The sequence below is a fragment of the Archaeoglobus sulfaticallidus PM70-1 genome, assembly GCF_000385565.1.
Classification (GTDB): domain Archaea; phylum Halobacteriota; class Archaeoglobi; order Archaeoglobales; family Archaeoglobaceae; genus Archaeoglobus_A; species Archaeoglobus_A sulfaticallidus.
This window is the reverse complement of sequence record NC_021169.1, coordinates 1,831,530-1,848,112: the sequence shown is the minus strand read 5'-3', so window position 1 is coordinate 1,848,112 and position 16,583 is coordinate 1,831,530. Positions and strand designations below refer to the sequence as shown.

Genomic DNA, 16,583 nt, shown 5'->3' with positions numbered 1-16,583 from the left:
CCCCTCTCGCTTTAGGAAGTTATTCGAGCAGATGTGTAATAATGTTCTAATGGTTCCGTCTAAGACTGAGGGACTACATCGTGGCACACAACACAGGAAGCCTGGATGTCCTTGTATGATAAAACTCCCGTTGAGATACCAGCAATACATGGTGAAGTGGAAGGAGGTTAATCTGGTTCCAGAAAAGGAAATCCTTGAAAAACCTCTAAAGGAGATTCAGTCATAAACACTCTCCCGTTTACCAACCTTCAGGATTTTTACAACTCGCTTCCCCTTTAGATATTCAAATATCACCCTGTAATCTCCAACTCTGAGCCTGTAAACATTCTGGTGACCTTTTAGCTTTTTAACATTAAGACGCACAAGAGGGAAAAAAGCAAGTTTGGATATTCTATTCCTCGATAAGCTTTCTTTCCATTTCAGGAATGCTTTTAAGTTCCTTAAATGCCTTTTTGGAAATCAAAATCTGATTTTCATAATTCATTCTCGACCGACTTCCAGTCTAAAAACTCGTTATCTTTTCTCTCTTTAACAGTCTGAATCTCCCAATCTTCAGGTTCCACTTCTTCAATCAGGTCAAGGTTGACATCAATCAAAGCTTGAAGGAACTTCTCAATTCTTTCAACTTTGGTGCTGAGTTCCTGGAGGGTTGCAGTCATAGTCGTATGTTGATAGAGCTAAGTATAAGTCTTTCTTTAATTTAGGGTTCGGTGGTTGTGGAGGATTTTGTATCTTTTTCTATCCCCTCGCTGGGGAACCCCTCTTTAACTCCTTCTATTTTTTGCCTGTTTTCAGAGTAAATATGATGGTAACAGCTGATGGAATGGGTAGTAGAGATTCACTCGCTTGAGGGTAGGTACCAATCCATTAAAAGAGTTTATAGTGCAGAAGAAACTCCTGAGATCGATATTTCACTTTTTGATGACACATTTTACCAAGCTGATTCACTTGATGAGCTGAGAGAGATAACCAAGGATGCGGTTGACTGTAATTTTGAAGAGGATGAAAAGCCGGACATACTAAGACTCCACATAGTCAGGCAAGAGGTACTCACTGTATGAAACTCCCACGTAACATTAGCGGAGAAGAGTTGGCGAAATTATTGAAAAGATTTGGTTATGTGTTACAAGACAAACCGGCAGTCACATTAGATTATTACCCATGTATCAGCATAATGATGATATAGCTGGCTAAATCCTTAGTCGTTATATTCATTTCACATCACACCTCCTGTCAAATACATGATTCCGATGTATGCAAGCGTAAGTGAGACTGGTATGGCGAGAATGAGTAAAATCCTCAAAAAAGCACTTCTGGTTTTTGTGTAAGGGTAACAGAACAGAGCGGGAACTGCAACTGCGATTGAATAGTGTAGTAAATCTCCGAGAACCATTGTATCTCGAGCTATTTCAAGTTTTATCGCTGGGTTTTTGGGCAGATGATGTCCAAAAGGAAGTTTGTAGAGTAAAGAAAAACTTTCAAAAACGAGAAGGATAATAAAAAATGTAGAAGCATTTCTTCTGACTGAATTTTCTTTGGTCAAAATTGCTGTGGCTATAAGGGAAGGGATTATGAGATATACGATTAAATAGTTCAGGTAGCTACCGACTCCTAAATAAGGGTTAGCTGGGTAAAAAAGATGTCCCGTCACCACTGGAGCTAAAAACAGACCAACAAAAAATAACACGATGGTTATTCTCCTGCTGAGAATGTAATCTGGCTTTTTTATTAACAAAAATACAACTAAAATTATCATAATGAAAAACGGAAAGAAATATGCGAAAAAATAAAGAGTTGGCATTTACCCACCCCGTAACGTATTTAACCAAACCCAAGTTCCATTTAGCCCCGAACCTGTCTGATTTTGTTGAGCGAAAGTTTCTAGAGTTCCTGTCTTATGTCAAGCACCCTTTAGCTAGGACTTTTTTATGGACCGGTGGGGATTTGAACCCCAGGCCTCTCGCATGCCAAGCGAGCGCTCTTCCAGTCTGAGCTACCGGCCCGCGATTCTACATTCTGTCGGTATGTTTATGAACTTTACGGTATGGGTGGTACTAGTCGTAGGTGTGTGCTTTTAACTCCAGATGTCTAAACCTGAATCATATGTTAACTCTGCAAATCATGTGACCCATCTTCTCTTTCTTGGCCTTTAGATAGTCAAGATTCTCCCTGCATGGCTCAACTTCTATTTCCATTCTCTTCACTTCAAAACCGTATTTTCTGAGTTCCTCGATTTTCAGCGGGTTGTTCGTCATCAGCAGTATCTTTTTGACGCCCAGATCCATTAAAATCTGAGCCGATATGCCATAGCTTCTCATGTCAGGAGGGAATCCAAGCTCCAGATTCGCCTCAACAGTATCTTTGCCCTCCTCCTGCAGTTTGTATGCCATCAGCTTGTTGATCAGTCCGATTCCCCTGCCTTCATGTCCTCTCATGTAGATTAAAACACCCTTGCCAGCGCTGTCGATTCGTTTAAGTGCATTCTCTAACTGGTCACCACAATCACATCTCAGAGAGTGAAAAACATCTCCGGTGAGACATTCTGAGTGGATTCTTACCATAACTTCTCCTTCAGTAACATTTCCCTTAACCAATGCAACAATCTCGCCTATGGGTGTTTTGTATCCGACTGCTTTGAATGTGCCATAGAATTTCGTTGGGAGCGTTGCGGTGACCACTCTCTCAACAAGCTTCTCATTTTTGAGTCTTGTGAATATCAGCTCCTGTATGCTGAATAATCGCAGACCATGCTCTTCGGCAAACTTTCTGGCGTATTTCTCATTTGCAAGCTTTCCGTCTGGGGTCATCAGATATGAAAAAACACTTGCCGGAATGTATCCATCCATTCTTGCGATATCTAGGCAGGCTTCAGCAAAAGCGGGTTTATCGAGGACACCCTCTTTCTTCGCAACCTCTATGAAGATTCTTCCGGGATAGATTATCTCTTCTCTGGATACTTTATTTTTAACGAGGTTCCTTATGAACTCAGCTTTTTCTTCTGCCGAGCTACCATTCGTTTTGAAATCGATAGGAATTGAATTCTCTCCAAAAAACTTGAATTTGTTTAAACCAAGCTGGGATATGGTCTCCCATGGGAGGGCAACCCTCAGCTCGTCACAATTCTTCATCATGAAAGCGATCTCTTTCGATGTAACTATTTCAGCGGGATGAGAAACAACAGCTTTGTTCTTGTCAACAACAACACAGGGTTTTGGTTGCATGGAAATACTGGAGCGTGAATGTATTTATAATTTTTGAGAAGTTTCTCAATAATGTTAATTAATTATAAATCGCTCTTCTCTTTCCTCTCTCTTTCCATCAGTTCGTTGTATTCTCCTTCATCCATCTTCAGAATGAAGCTCCCAATATACCCACAGTTCTTGCAGTGGTATTTTCCAGTATATCCTCCAGTATCTGGTTCGACATCTTTTGAGTTACATACTGGGCAGACCAGAAATTTTTTCATGATAGCTCTTGCCAGGCTTTTGATTTAAACCTTTCGAAAGGTTTATCGCTGCTATCTCTCAAAAAATTCTGATGAATTTCGTTGTTCAGGAGCATTTCGCAAAAAAGCACCACTACGATTTCAGACTTGAAATGAATGGTGTGGCAAAAAGCTGGGCGGTTCCTAAAGGAATGCCCCTGAAAAGAGGAGAGAGGAGGCTTGCGATTCAGGTAGAGGATCATGATGTAGATTACATGGATTTTGAAGGAGAGATTCCAGATGGATATGGGGCTGGAACAGTCAGGATATGGGATAGGGGGGAATATGATCTGCTAAAAAGGAGTGACAATGAGATAAAGGTTAGACTGAGGGGCAATAAGCTGAATGGGGTTTATGTACTGCTCAGATTTCCGAAAGCTGGAGAGAACTCATGGCTGATAATTCTAACCAGTTTAAAGTGATTGGCATACATTGTCAATAAGAATTTTTGGATCGGATACTAATCACATGCTTTTGCCATTTTTTAGCAATTTGAAATTTTTTCTGTGATGCGAGAATTACAAAAAATTAATACAGTTTTAAATTGAATATTTTAATTCGAAATTTTTAATCATAATCGAATAAATTTAAATTCTTTGAATTACAATATATGGACATGAATTGCGTTGTATGTGGGGGTAAGGTGGTGGATGGGAGATACATAGAATTCGGTATATGTGGGGAATGTGAAAGGGTTATCGATGACATTATAGCAGCATATTTTGAGAGGTTAACAAGGGACTTGGAGATAGATGGTGAAGCTCCGTACTATATCTATATGCTGAGCAGGAAGTTAAAATTCCTCGAGCAGACGATGTGGTGGCATGCATATGATGAGATGCTTCAGAAAGGAAAGAGTGATGATGAGTATTTTATGAGGCTAGAAAAGGCTATAAAATGGTTTGATTCGAATCCGGATATCGTTAAGAAAATTGGAGAGAAGTTTTTCGCCAAATGTAATTCCTGCGGAAAAGAACTTATACCTGGAAGTGTTGTGGTAGAGCAGGTTAATGGATCGTTTATTGTGAAATGCAATTCATGCGGGGATGTGATAGTAAGCTGTATCGTCTGCAAGAGGTTGAATGAGTAATTTTTTAATTTTTGAGCAAAAGCAAAACTGTTTTTATTAAAAACGCATGAGGCAGAAAGCTTGCAAAATTGAAAGAATCGACATCTTTCACAGAAGCTGGGCTTCTTTGGAGTTAAGATTTTTCACTTAACATTCACTTAACCATGTTTTCTGTAACTTGGATACACTCTATACTTTGGCTACTGCATGTTGAGTGCTGTAAAACTAGGGATAAAACTATATATCTTGTTGCCACATTTTTTTAAACAATCTGAGATTCTAAAGCTCATTGGGGGTGATTCTGTGGAAAATGTTCTGAAGAAGATTACGAATTACAAATGGGAGTTGCCAAAAACATACAAGAAGGGAATGAAGGTTCCGGCTTATTTCTACATCAACAGGGAGCTGATGGATATTCTGGAGAGGGATGCGGTTGAGCAGGCTGCGAATGTCGCAACGATGCCGGGCATTCAGTACGCATCACTTGTCATGCCTGATGTTCATGTTGGTTATGGCTTTCCTATCGGAGGTGTAGCGGGTTTTGATGCAGAGGAGGGTGTGGTGTCTCCAGGAGGAGTTGGATTTGACATAAACTGCGGTGTTAGAGTTTTGAGGAGCAATCTGACTGTTGATGAGGTTAGACCAAAGATAAAAGAGCTCATAGATGAGCTTTTCGTGGCAGTACCTTCTGGAGTTGGAAGCGAGGGCAGGCTGAGAGTTACTGATGATGAACTCGATGAGATTTTCGTTAAGGGGGCAGAATGGGCTGTCAGGAACGGCTTCGGCACTAAAGAAGATCTCAAGCACTGCGAGGAGAATGGGTGTCTCGAAGGCGGCAGGGGAGATGTTGTCAGTAAAAAAGCGAAGAATAGGGGAAAACCCCAGCTTGGAACTCTTGGCAGTGGCAACCATTTCCTAGAGGTGCAGTATGTGGAAAAGATCTACAATGAGGAGGCTGCTAAGGTCATGGGGCTTGAAGAGGGTATGGTCACGGTTATGATCCACTGTGGTAGCAGAGGGCTTGGCCACCAAGTTTGTACGGACTCCCTCGAGGTGCTTAATCGAGCAGTTAGAAAGTACCATATTTCCCTTCCAGACAAGCAGCTTGCTTGCGCTCCAATAAAGAGCAGGGAAGGAGAGGATTACTTTGCTGGGATGGCCGCGAGTGCCAACTACGCATGGGCTAACAGGCAGATAATAACCCACTGGACGAGGGAGACCTTTGAGAAAATATTTGGCTCGGATCTGGGCATGGATCTGATATACGATGTTGCCCACAACATAGCGAAGTTCGAGGAACACTATGTGAATGGAGAGAAGATGAAGCTTTGCATCCACAGAAAGGGAGCAACCAGAGCCTTTGGCAGAAACTCCAAGGAACTGCCAGAAGACTACACTAAGATAGGACAGCCAGTCCTGATACCCGGTAGCATGGGAACTGCCAGCTACATCCTGCTCGGAACTGAGAAGGCGATGAAGGAGACCTTTGGCTCGACATGCCATGGGAGTGGAAGGGTTATGAGCAGGGCAATGGCTAAAAGAAAGCTGAGAGGGAGCAGGGTTAAGGATGAGCTTGCCAGAAAAGGAATCTATGTTAGAGCAACTCATGGAGCGATTCTGGCAGAGGAAGCTCCACAGGCCTACAAGCTGAGCGATGTGGTTGTGGATGTCGTTCACAACGCCGGAATATCCCTGCTCGTTGCCAGACTGAGGCCCATCGGAGTGGCAAAGGGTTAGTGAATATTACAAACTATTAATCATTCATCAACCGAAATATTTAAATCTATTCTTTTAAATACCGATTAATCGGATTTTATTCCCCCTTTTTTTCATTTACTCCACTATCTAAAATTAAAATCAGGAAAATTCTTATACTCTACCTATATTTGGATCAAAAAATCGTGGGGGTGGTCAATTGTACAAAGATGAGTATGATAAAAAATTGATTTCTGCAGAGGAAGCTGCCGGTTTGGTAGAGGATGGTATGTGGATTGAGCTTGGAGGGGCTGTTAATACTGCACTGATAATCGATAAGTATCTGGCCAAGAGGAAGGATGAGTTTACTGAGGTGAAGGTTGGAACATTCATAGACATTTCGAGCTATGAAATGCTCAGAGTTGATCCTGACAGGGAGATCTTCAAGTGGACGAGCGGTTTTTTGCTCGCACCGGTCAGAGAGTGTAGCAGGAATCTTGGGGTTTGCGTTTTTAAGCCCAATCTATATCATGATGTTCCCAGAATTGCGAGAGAGGTGTTTAAGGACAAGATCGATATCGTGTTCCTTCCTGTAACTCCAATGGACAAAAATGGTTACTTCAACTTTGGTTTAACCTGTTCACACCTAAAAGCCCTTGCAGAATCTGCGAAGAAGGTTGTACTCATTGTGAAGGAAGATATGCCGTGGATTTATGGTGGATATGATGAGATAATCCACATCTCGGAGGCAGACTACATCGTTGAGGATAAGGAATTCCCGACACCCTTCCTGCCATTCACGATGCCGCCCAACGAGGAGGACAAGATGATCGCGGAGAACATATTCGAGGCCGGATTGCTTGAAGACGGCATGACCGTTCAGGTTGGTATAGGAGGCATGCCCGACTCTGTGGTCAAGATAATGAAGGAATCCGGAGTTAAGGACTTGGGCATACACACCGAGATGATGGGAGATGGGATCCTTGAACTGATAAATGAGGGAATAGTTACGAACAACAACAAGAAACTCGACAAGGGCAAGTCGGTCTTCACATTCACGATGGGGACCAAGAATTTGTATGAGTACCTAGACAGGAATCCGTCTGTGGCAACATACCCTGTCGATTACACGAACGATCCCTTCATAATTTCCCAGCAGCCCAAGATGTTCTCGATAAACGGTGCTGCCCAGATCGATCTGATGGGACAAGTGAACTCAGAGCAGATGGGGCTGAGGACTCCAACATGCAAGCTCTTCCAGGTTAGTGGCACTGGAGGACAGCTCGATTTTGTCATGGGATGCCTGTTCTCGAGAGACAGGAAGGGAAAGAGCATTCTCGGGCTGTACTCAACCTACAAGGGAGACTCGAGAATTTTGCCTGTGCTGGATAAGGGTGCTGCCGTTACAGTCCCAAGATCGATGACACAGTATGTTGTCACGGAATGGGGTGTCGCGTATCTGAGAGGTTACAGCGTTAAGGAGAGGGCTTTAGCTTTGATAAGGCTTGCACATCCCGATCACAGAGACTGGCTGGTTGAGGAGGCAAGGAAGGTGGGAATCTTCCCGCCGAACTACAACCCACCTGCCGGAAAGCCCGAGAATGTGCTCTTCGCGAGAGACTGATCTGCATGAGAGTTTGAGAACAGATAAATTTTTTTAAAACTTTGTAGATTAGCTTGGCTATGGAACTTGAAGAGATTCATGAAAAAACCATTGAGGCTGGAAAAATTCTCAAGACTGTTAAAGAGGAAGTAAAACCCCTTGTCAAGCCGGGAGTTAAGCTCCTTGAAGTTGCGGAATTTGTGGAGAACAGGATAAGAGAACTCGGTGGGGAACCGGCTTTTCCCTGCAACATTTCGATAAATAGTGATGCAGCTCATTTCACCCCAAAAAAGGGAGATACGAGGGAATTCAATGAAGGTGACATTGTTAAGCTTGATATCGGGGCACACATCGAGGGCATAATCGCTGATACTGCGATAACAATCGACCTTGGAGATAACGATGACCTTGTAAAAGCCTCTGAAAACGCGCTGAAAAGAGCGATTGAGGAAATCCATGCAGGAGTTGATACTGCTGTGATTGGCAGGGTGATAGAGAGTGAGATAAGGGAGTTCGGCTTCAGGCCAGTTGTGAACCTCACGGGCCATGGTCTGCTGCCCTATATAGCCCACGCCCCACCATCCATCCTGAACTATGGTACTGAGAGGGGAGTTAAGCTCGAAGAGGGAATGGTAATAGCGATAGAGCCGTTTGCAACCGATGGTGCCGGGAAGGTTGGGGAGAGAGGGGAGACGGAGATATTCTCGCTGAAGGCTATCAGGCCAGTAAGGATGAAGAAAGCTAAAGCCCTTCTGAAAGAGATAGAGAAGTACAAGACACTGCCCTTCGCAAAAAGGTGGCTGGAGAATGCCTCAGATATAGTCATAGGACAGCTTGTCAGGGCCGGAGTTCTGAGAGGGTATCCTGTGCTGACCGAGATCGCAAAAGGACTGGTGTCACAGGCTGAACATACGGTTATTGTCGAAGAAGATGGAGCGAGGATTGTAACCTGATTTCCTGATGGGTGAAGGCATGTACTTGGTGATATGCAGCAAAAGCGATATAGCCGGGATGAACATAAAGGATCATCTCCTCTCAATGCTTGATCTTGACAAAAAAGTGATTGATGACATCGAATTCCATATTGGGGATAGGATTTCAATTGCCGAAATCAGGGAGAGGCTGATCTACGCAGACCACATCGATGAAAAGCTGAAAAAGTATATTGACTTTAACGAGATAATCTTTGCCTCCAGACACAGAAGTGCGGATGGCAGGAAGATATTCACAGTTCATGTCTCCGGGAATATCGGAACGGCTGATTTTGGTGGTAAGCCCTATTCATTGGCTAAGCCAGCCCCGATAACGATAAAGAACTATGTGCTGGCTTTAAACGAAAGAATAGATCAGTTACCTGAGTTCAGCTTCACACTTGAGGTTACACATCACGGCCCATCTGAGATAAAAACTCCTTCCGCCTTCTACGAAATCGGTTCGGGCGAGGAGGAGTGGAAAAACGAGGATGCTGGCAGAATAGTTGCTGAGTCCATTGTCTCAGCAATAAACGATGAACGAAAGAGCTGGGATGTTGCGATAAGTGTTGGAGGCACGCATTATGCTCCAAGACAGACCGAGATAATCCTGAATACGACTTTCACATTTGGCCACAGCTTTGCGAAGTACACTTTCGATCACCTGAACAAGGAGTTCATAATCAAGGCTCTTGAGGTCACTGAAACGGACAAAATAGTTATTGATGAAAAATCCACGACATCGAAGATAAAGGGCATGCTCGTAGAAGTTTCTGAGGCTGTCGGGGCGGAAGTTCTCAAATCCAAAGAGGTTAAGAGGAAGTATAGCCTCAATTAGCATCTAATAAGAAAATTTTTTGAATTTTTATTACTTAGTATTACTTTGATTAAAAAATTGCTACTGGTTGAACAATATCGATTAACTTATAAATCAGTAAACCAAAACGCTTTGAGATAATTTGAGTTTAGTGATCAGTAGAACCGCAGGGAGGGGGACTGAAAAATTAGGTTCAAGATATGTTGGTTTAGTGGTTTGTTATTTGAATTCGGAGGAGGTAATATTTATAGATACCCTCGGAGGTGGAAATTGTGGCTTTTGAATTAAAGGAAGGAATATTTGTTCTGGATGAACTGAAAAATGTAAGCATAAAGATAGGAAAAGTCGTGGAGGAGGAAGAGGAGAAGGAATGGGCTCCAATGGGTCCAACACCGATGCCGGGGATTGCAACCCTCAGGGATTGGGACTTCCTATTGCTCAAAAGGTACAAGCCCTTCTATGCCCCGTATTGTGACATGTGCTGTCTCTGTACGATGGGTAAGTGTGATCTGACAGGCAACAAGAGGGGAGCCTGTGGAATTGATTTAGCCGCTCAAACAGGCAGAATTGTTACGATAGCCTGTGCGATGGGAACAGCATGCCACACAGGGCATGCAAGACACATGCTGCATGATATTGAGCACATGCTTGGCAAGAAGCTTGATGAGATTCCTGTAGATCTTGGCCCTGAAATTGCTGAAGTTGCACCTCTGACAGAGCTCATAACCGGAATTAAGCCGAAAACTCTCGCTGACCTTGAAAGAGCTTTGAGATATGCTGAAGAGCAAATCGTTCAGGTTATGGATTCTGTCCACACCGGACAGGAAGGAAGCTATCTCGATTATGAGTCCAAGGCTCTTCATCTGGGTATGATCGATGCCCTTGGTAAGGAGATTGCAGATATAGCTCAGATCTGTGCATTTGGATTCCCGAAGGGTGAGAGCAACCAGCCATACATCGAAGTTGGTATGGGTGTTTTGGACAGAAGTAAAGCTGTTGTTCTTGTCATAGGTCATCATGCACCTCCAGCCATTGACATCGCAGACTACATCGACGAGAACAATCTCGGAGATGAGGTGGATCTTGGTGGTATTTGCTGTACAGCTCACGATGTTACGAGATACTACCAGAAGGCCAAGATCGTTGGCTCTCTTGGCAGACAGCTTAAAGCGATTAGGGCTGGAATTGCAGATGTTATCGTGATTGATGAGCAGTGCATAAGGGCTGATATTCTCTACCACACGAAGAAACTTGGAATTCCGGTAATATGCACAAATGAGAAGGCGATGCATGCCCTGCCAGACATGACAAAGGCAGATCCAAAGGACATAATCAAGTATCTGCTCGATGGAAATCCGGGTGTTGTAATACTCGACCCGCTCAAGGTGGGTGAGGTAGCTGTAGAGGTTGCAAGGGCGAGAAGAAAGATGAGAGGAGATGGGATCTCTCCAGTGCTGTCTGATGAGGAGTTTGCCAACTATGTCAAGTCATGCACACAGTGTGGAAACTGTACAATCGCCTGCCCGCAGGGAATAAGGATTGGAGATGCAATGGAGGCTGCTGAGAATGGAGATAAGAGCAAGCTGGAGCATGAGTGGGACATCTGCATCGCATGTGGAAGATGTGAGCAGGTGTGTCCGAAGAACATTCCGATCATAGATGTGCTTAACTACGCTGCCTGGGACAGGCTGATCAATGAGAAGGGGAAGGTTAGGAGGAGTAGAGGCCCAGTCAGGGATTCCGAGATCAGGAATGTTGGTGCTCCAATCGTTCTGGGTACGATTCCTGGTATTATTGCAATAGTTGGATGCAGCAACTATCCGAATGGAACGAAGGATGCCTACACGATAATGGATGAGTTTGCATCAAGGAACTATATCGTGGTTACCACAGGTTGCATGGCGATGGACGCTGGGTTGTACAAGGATGAGGATGGTCTGACAGTGTATGAGAAATACAACGACGACTTTGACGGTGGCTGTGTAGCAAACCTCGGAAGCTGTGTTGCCAATGCCCACATCCACGGCGCTGCGATAAAGGTTGCGAGGATATTTGCCAAGAGGAACATAAGGGCGAACTTTGAAGAGATTGCAGACTACATCCTCAACAGGCTTGGGGCTTGCGGAGTTGCATGGGGTGCTTACAGCCAGAAGGCAGCATCAATTGCAACAGGTGTGAACAGACTTGGAATACCTGTGGTTGTTGGACCGCACGGCAGCAAGTACAGAAGGGCATTCCTCGGCAGGCCATACAACGACGAGGACTGGATGGTCTATGATGTCAGAACCGGAAAGCAGGTGAGAATAGAGCCCGCACCACAGGATCTGCTTGTAGCTGCTGAAACGGTTGAGGAGGCGATACCGCTCATCGCCAAGCTCTGCTTCAGGCCAAACGACACTGACAGAGGAAGGTCAATAAAGCTCACACACTACATCGATCTGAGCATGAAGTATCTCGGCAGGATGCCGGATGACTGGCACCTGTATGTAAGAACAGAGAGCGATCTGCCACTGGCGAAGAGGGAGGAGTTGCTGAAGATACTTGAGGAGGAGCACGGCTGGAAGATCGACTGGGACAAGAAGAAGATTGTGGAAGGTCCAGTAAGACCATACTACGCTGGCTTCAACCCGACGATCGTGGAAAGGCTGTTCAAAGAGGGATTCATGACGCTGTGAGGTGATGGAAATGGCAAAGGCGTTTGAACAGCCGTTTGATGCGGCAAACATCCCGGGGCCGAAGATGGCCACCCTCCTTGAGAAAGGAAAGCCAGTTGCGAACATGATAAAGAGGGCAAAGAGACCACTGCTGATCGTTGGGCCAGATATGACTGATGCCATGTTTGAAAGGGTGCTGAGGTTCGCTGAGAAGGGCATGACTATAGTTGCTACTGGCAGTGCGATAACGAGATTCGTTGAAGCTGGATACAAGGGCAACAATGTCAAATATGCTGTGCTGCATGAGCTCACACAGTTCCTACTCGATCCGGAGTGGAAAGGTCTCGACGGCAACGGCAACTATGATCTGGTACTAATGCTCGGAACGATATACTACCACGGCTCCCAGATGCTCGCAGCAATAAAGAACTTCGCACCCCATATAAGAGCTCTGGCAATCGATCGCTACTACCATCCAAATGCCGCGATGAGCTTTGGAAATCTGTGGAAGAAAGAAGAAGATTACCTGAAACTGCTTGATGAGATTTTAAATGAGCTTTAATTTATTTTAATCATTTTATCGGGGGTGTTGATCTTGGTGGAAAGAAAGAAAATCGAAATTCCAGAAGGTGTTAAGAAGATAGAGAGTGTTGGAGAGGAGGCTGAATTCCCGTTTGACATATCTCCCATGTATGAAGGAGAGAGGATAAGGAAGAAAGAGATGTATGTGGAACTTGGCGGAACCGAGCAGCCGGGCTTTGAACTGGTTATGGCTCTTCCAGCAGAGGAAGTTGAGGACATGAAGGTAACTGTAGTTGGCCCAGACCTGAACGAGATGGAAGAGGGGAAGGCTTACCCGTATGCGATGATATATTATGTAGCTGGCTCTCAGGTTGAAACCGATCTCGAGCCGGTCATAGAGAGGAGAAACCACGACTTCCAGAACTACCTTGAGGGCTACATGCATCTTAACCAGAGATATGACATATGGATCAGAATCGGCAAGGGTGCGATAAAGAAGGGACTGAACAGCTTTGTGCAGATCGCAAAGGCAACTATGATGCTCTTCAAGAACGAGCTCCCGTTCATCGAGAAGATTGAGGCTGTGTACATCACGGATGCTGAGCTCGTTGAGAAGCTGCTAAACGAGGTTGCGATGCCAATATTCGAGGAGAGAGATGCAAGAGTTGAGGCTTTGCATGACGAGGATGTTGATGAGTTCTATTCATGCACACTCTGCCAGAGCTTTGCTCCAACGAATGTCTGTGTTGTCAGCCCGGACAGACCATCTCTGTGTGGTGCAATAAGCTGGTTCGATGGCAGAGCAGCAGCAAGAGTCGATCCGGAGGGACCAAACAAAGCTATTCCGAAGGGTGACATCATAGATCCAATCGGCGGAGAGTACAGCGGTGTTAACGAGTTTGCGAAGGAAGAGAGCGGTGGAGAATACGAGAGGGTCAAGCTCCACAGCTTCTTCGACTATCCACACACATCCTGCGGTTGCTTCGAGGTTATTGGTTTTTACATGCCAGAAGTTGACGGTATTGGCTGGGTGCACAGAGGTTATCCCGAGCCTGCACCAAATGGTCTGCCGTTCTCAACAATGGCTGGTCAGACCGGTGGAGGAAAGCAGATCGCCGGTTTCCTTGGTATCGGTATAAGCTACTTCAGAAGCAAAAAGTTCATTCAGGCGGATGGTGGATGGTACAGAGTTGTGTGGATGCCAAAAGAACTTAAGGAGAGGGTTGCCAAGTACATACCGGATGACATAAGGGACAAGATCGCAACCGAGGAAGATGCAAAGACAATCGATGAACTCAAGGAGTTTCTGAAGAAAGTGGATCACCCGGTTGTTAAGGGTGTCGTGAGACCAGTTGATGGCAAGAAGATAACCGAGGGATGGGTAGAGGAGGCTGAAGAGGAGGTTGAGGAAGAGGTTGAAGAGGCTGAGGAGGTTGCAGAGCAGCCAGCAGTAGCAGCACAGCCACAGGTATTCGCTCCTCAGCCGGGTCAGCCACTCCAGCTTCCAGCACTGCCACAAATCCAGATCCCGGCCCAGCCATCTGCTGGAGGCGGAATTAAGCTCGTGATTAAGGATGCGAAGATCTATATCGACAAGATCGTGATCAGGAAGCCTGAGGAAAAGAAGGGAGGTAAGTAAAATTGGTCACAATCGCAGTGACTGGCAAGGGCGGAACGGGAAAGACAATAATCTCCGCCCTTCTCATCCATTTTTTATCCAAGAAATATGATCTCCTAGCTGTGGATGCTGATCCAGACTCCAATCTCCCGGATGCACTTGGTGTGACGCCAAGAAAAACGCTTGGCGAGATCAGAGAGGTGTTTCAGGTAAGCAGAGATGAAATGGGCACACTAAACAAGGAGCAGTGGCTGGAAGGCAAGATTTACAGCGAGGCGATAACCGAGACAGACGACTATGATCTGCTCGTCATGGGCCGACCCGAAGGAGAGGGCTGTTACTGTTTCGCGAACAGTCTGCTCAGGGGTGTGCTGAGGAAGCTGATGAAGCATTACGATGTCGTTGTTATAGACACGGAAGCTGGTCTGGAGCACTTCAGCAGGGGCACGATATCTGGTGCTGACTACATCTTGGTCGTTACAGATATGTCCAGAAAGGGCCTGTCAACTGCAAAAAGAATAAAGGAGTTATCTTCAGATCTGAAGCTGAACTTCAAGAAGATATATCTCGTTGGTAATAGAATAATGAATGAAGATGGAGCTGAAGTTATCAAAAAATTTGCGGATGAGGAGGGCCTGGAATTGCTAGAATTGCTTCCGTACAGCGAAGAAATCGTGAAGTTTGATATTGAAGGAAAGCCCGTTGTTATGCTGGATGATAATTCTGATTATTCATTAAGGGTGAAAAAAATAGCAGAAAAGTTAGTTGGTGATGGAAATGGGTAAGATGTCGTTGGAAGAATTTTTCCAGCTTCTCAAGAAGTATGATATCGATGTTCTCGAGGGAGTTACAATTGAGGGAGACCTCGAGATAGAGGTTGAGGAAACCGCTGCAGCAGATCAATCTTCTCTGGCATACCTTTACACGGTTGTTCAGGAGGTTCAGAAGTTCCTGTACTATGCCAATCTGGCCATGGGCCATCTGACGAATGTCTCAAGCCTCCTCGGCATGCCGAATCCCTTTGCACCACAGGTACAGGTACCGCAGGTACCGCAAGTGCCGCAGGCTGTACAGCCAGAGGCAGTTGTCGAGGAGAAGTTCAAGATTCCTGAAAAGCTTGTATCAGCGAAATTCGAACCGTACAAGGTCGAATATCCAGGCAAGATAAATGAGGTAGTTCTTGGAGCGACGAAAAAGGACGGTGGAACGAGAGATAAAGTTGTGGTGCTTGGTGGTGAGAAGAGCCTGCCGTTCTATTTGTTCGATGCGGATCAGCCGAACCTTCCGGCAATTGCGATAGATATCTTCGACAGAAAGCCAATGCTTGCGAAAGCTGTCAGGGAGCACTATGAAGATGTGCTTGAAGATCCGGCCGACTGGGCGAGAAAAGCGGTCAAGGAGTATGGAGCGGATCTGATAACGCTCCACCTGATAAGCACTGATCCGCTGCTGGAGGACACTCCGGCAAGTGAGGCTGTGAAGGTGCTGGAAGATGTTCTGCAGGCAGTTAAGTGTCCAATAATTGTAGGAGGAAGTGGTAACAAGGAGAAAGACCCAGAGGTGCTTGAGAAAGCTGCAGAAGTTGCTGAGGGCGAGAGGATAATGCTCGCATCAGCGACACTCGACATGGACTGGGAGAGAATTGCAAATGCAGCAAAGAATCACGGACATGTTGTACTCAGCTGGACTCAGATGGACATAAACAGTCAGAAAACGCTCAACAGGTACCTGCTGAAGAGGGCGGGTGTCAGCCCGAATGACATAGTGATGGATCCAACCACTGCGGCACTCGGATATGGTATTGACTATGCGTTCACGAACATGGAAAGGATAAGGATAAGTGGTTTGAAGGGCGATAGCGACCTGGCATTCCCGATTTCAAGCGGTACGACAAATGCGTGGGGTGCGAGAGAGGCATGGATGAAGGATTCACCGATAGAGGAGGACAGCGACTGGGGTCCGAGAGAGCTCAGAGGGCCAATCTGGGAGATCGTCACAGGTTTGACGCTCTCCCTCGCTGGAGTCGATCTGTTCATGATGATGCATCCTGGAGCGGTTGCGGTGCTCAAGGAAGTCATGTACACACTCGGCGGGAAGATCTCGGGCTCTGTTGCGGATCCCGGTGACTGGATAGTTATGGAGGGATGAAG

At 45.5% G+C, this 16,583-nt stretch carries 17 protein-coding genes, 1 tRNA gene and 1 pseudogene; 13 read left to right on the top strand and 6 right to left on the bottom strand.

The window, feature by feature from the left end; translation table 11 throughout:
• Nucleotides 1–216 precede the first annotated feature (216 nt).
• Both ASULF_RS12460 and ASULF_RS09935 read right to left on the bottom strand, forming a co-directional pair.
• Nucleotides 217–390, bottom strand: a complete 174-nt coding sequence (locus ASULF_RS12460; RefSeq protein ID WP_394295719.1) for a type II toxin-antitoxin system RelE family toxin — start codon at nucleotides 388–390, stop codon at nucleotides 217–219.
• 83 nt (nucleotides 391–473) lie between these two features.
• Nucleotides 474–659 (bottom strand): hypothetical protein, encoded by a 186-nt coding sequence (locus ASULF_RS09935; protein WP_015591600.1) that lies wholly within the window; start codon nucleotides 657–659, stop codon nucleotides 474–476.
• Between the two features lie 159 nt (nucleotides 660–818).
• Here ASULF_RS09935 and ASULF_RS09930 point away from each other — a divergent pair, with 159 nt between their 5' ends.
• Entirely contained in the window at nucleotides 819–1,061 is a 243-nt protein-coding gene (locus ASULF_RS09930; RefSeq protein ID WP_015591599.1) for a hypothetical protein, read from the top strand.
• A pseudogene (locus ASULF_RS12455) lies at nucleotides 1,058–1,155 on the top strand (type II toxin-antitoxin system HicA family toxin); the annotation flags it as partial. The gene ASULF_RS09930 and the pseudogene ASULF_RS12455, both read left to right, overlap by 4 nt.
• Nucleotides 1,156–1,216: 61 nt before the next feature.
• On the opposite strand, the gene ASULF_RS09925 reads toward ASULF_RS12455, so the two are convergent.
• From ASULF_RS09925 to ASULF_RS09910, 4 genes are all read right to left on the bottom strand, one after another.
• Complete coding sequence (locus tag ASULF_RS09925; RefSeq protein ID WP_015591598.1) at nucleotides 1,217–1,801, bottom strand: hypothetical protein; 585 nt, start codon at nucleotides 1,799–1,801, stop codon at nucleotides 1,217–1,219.
• Nucleotides 1,802–1,929: 128 nt separating this feature from the next.
• Nucleotides 1,930–2,003: transfer RNA gene (locus ASULF_RS09920), tRNA-Ala, on the bottom strand.
• 96 nt (nucleotides 2,004–2,099) lie between these two features.
• Nucleotides 2,100–3,221 (bottom strand): GTP cyclohydrolase II, encoded by a 1,122-nt coding sequence (gene ribA, locus ASULF_RS09915; RefSeq protein ID WP_015591597.1) that lies wholly within the window; start codon nucleotides 3,219–3,221, stop codon nucleotides 2,100–2,102.
• 62 nt (nucleotides 3,222–3,283) lie between these two features.
• A complete protein-coding gene (locus tag ASULF_RS09910) occupies nucleotides 3,284–3,466 on the bottom strand; it encodes a hypothetical protein (protein WP_015591596.1) in 183 nt (60 codons plus the stop codon).
• 71 nt (nucleotides 3,467–3,537) lie between these two features.
• On the opposite strand from ASULF_RS09910, the gene ASULF_RS09905 reads away from it, so the two are divergent.
• The 11 genes from ASULF_RS09905 to cdhD all read left to right on the top strand — a co-directional run bounded on the left by ASULF_RS09905 (nucleotide 3,538) and on the right by cdhD (nucleotide 16,581).
• Nucleotides 3,538–3,906 carry a DNA polymerase ligase N-terminal domain-containing protein gene (locus ASULF_RS09905; RefSeq protein ID WP_015591595.1) on the top strand — a complete coding sequence of 123 codons (369 nt, stop codon included), beginning with the start codon at nucleotides 3,538–3,540 and terminating at the stop codon, nucleotides 3,904–3,906.
• 194 nt (nucleotides 3,907–4,100) lie between these two features.
• Nucleotides 4,101–4,574, top strand: coding sequence for a hypothetical protein (locus ASULF_RS09900; RefSeq protein ID WP_144060541.1), 474 nt, complete (start codon nucleotides 4,101–4,103; stop codon nucleotides 4,572–4,574).
• A gap of 282 nt (nucleotides 4,575–4,856) precedes the next feature.
• Nucleotides 4,857–6,290 carry an RtcB family protein gene (locus ASULF_RS09895; protein WP_015591593.1) on the top strand — a complete coding sequence of 478 codons (1,434 nt, stop codon included), beginning with the start codon at nucleotides 4,857–4,859 and terminating at the stop codon, nucleotides 6,288–6,290.
• A 178-nt stretch (nucleotides 6,291–6,468) separates the two neighbouring features.
• Nucleotides 6,469–7,872 (top strand): acetyl-CoA hydrolase/transferase family protein, encoded by a 1,404-nt coding sequence (locus ASULF_RS09890; protein WP_015591592.1) that lies wholly within the window; start codon nucleotides 6,469–6,471, stop codon nucleotides 7,870–7,872.
• Between the two features lie 59 nt (nucleotides 7,873–7,931).
• Nucleotides 7,932–8,804, top strand: a complete 873-nt coding sequence (gene map / locus ASULF_RS09885; RefSeq protein ID WP_015591591.1) for a type II methionyl aminopeptidase — start codon at nucleotides 7,932–7,934, stop codon at nucleotides 8,802–8,804.
• A 19-nt stretch (nucleotides 8,805–8,823) separates the two neighbouring features.
• On the top strand, nucleotides 8,824–9,660 hold the full coding sequence (locus ASULF_RS09880; protein ID WP_015591590.1) for a D-aminoacyl-tRNA deacylase: 837 nt from the start codon (nucleotides 8,824–8,826) through the stop codon (nucleotides 9,658–9,660).
• A 251-nt stretch (nucleotides 9,661–9,911) separates the two neighbouring features.
• Nucleotides 9,912–12,314 carry a CO dehydrogenase/acetyl-CoA synthase complex subunit alpha gene (gene cdhA / locus ASULF_RS09875; protein ID WP_015591589.1) on the top strand — a complete coding sequence of 801 codons (2,403 nt, stop codon included), beginning with the start codon at nucleotides 9,912–9,914 and terminating at the stop codon, nucleotides 12,312–12,314.
• Between the two features lie 10 nt (nucleotides 12,315–12,324).
• On the top strand, nucleotides 12,325–12,855 hold the full coding sequence (gene cdhB, locus ASULF_RS09870) for a CO dehydrogenase/acetyl-CoA synthase complex subunit epsilon (protein ID WP_015591588.1): 531 nt from the start codon (nucleotides 12,325–12,327) through the stop codon (nucleotides 12,853–12,855).
• Between the two features lie 33 nt (nucleotides 12,856–12,888).
• Nucleotides 12,889–14,454, top strand: coding sequence for a CO dehydrogenase/CO-methylating acetyl-CoA synthase complex subunit beta (gene cdhC / locus ASULF_RS09865; RefSeq protein WP_048098398.1), 1,566 nt, complete (start codon nucleotides 12,889–12,891; stop codon nucleotides 14,452–14,454).
• A gap of 2 nt (nucleotides 14,455–14,456) precedes the next feature.
• Nucleotides 14,457–15,218 carry an ATP-binding protein gene (locus ASULF_RS09860; protein WP_015591586.1) on the top strand — a complete coding sequence of 254 codons (762 nt, stop codon included), beginning with the start codon at nucleotides 14,457–14,459 and terminating at the stop codon, nucleotides 15,216–15,218.
• On the top strand, nucleotides 15,211–16,581 hold the full coding sequence (gene cdhD, locus ASULF_RS09855) for a CO dehydrogenase/acetyl-CoA synthase subunit delta (protein ID WP_015591585.1): 1,371 nt from the start codon (nucleotides 15,211–15,213) through the stop codon (nucleotides 16,579–16,581). Before ASULF_RS09860 ends, cdhD begins: the two co-directional genes overlap by 8 nt.
• Nucleotides 16,582–16,583 lie beyond the last annotated feature (2 nt).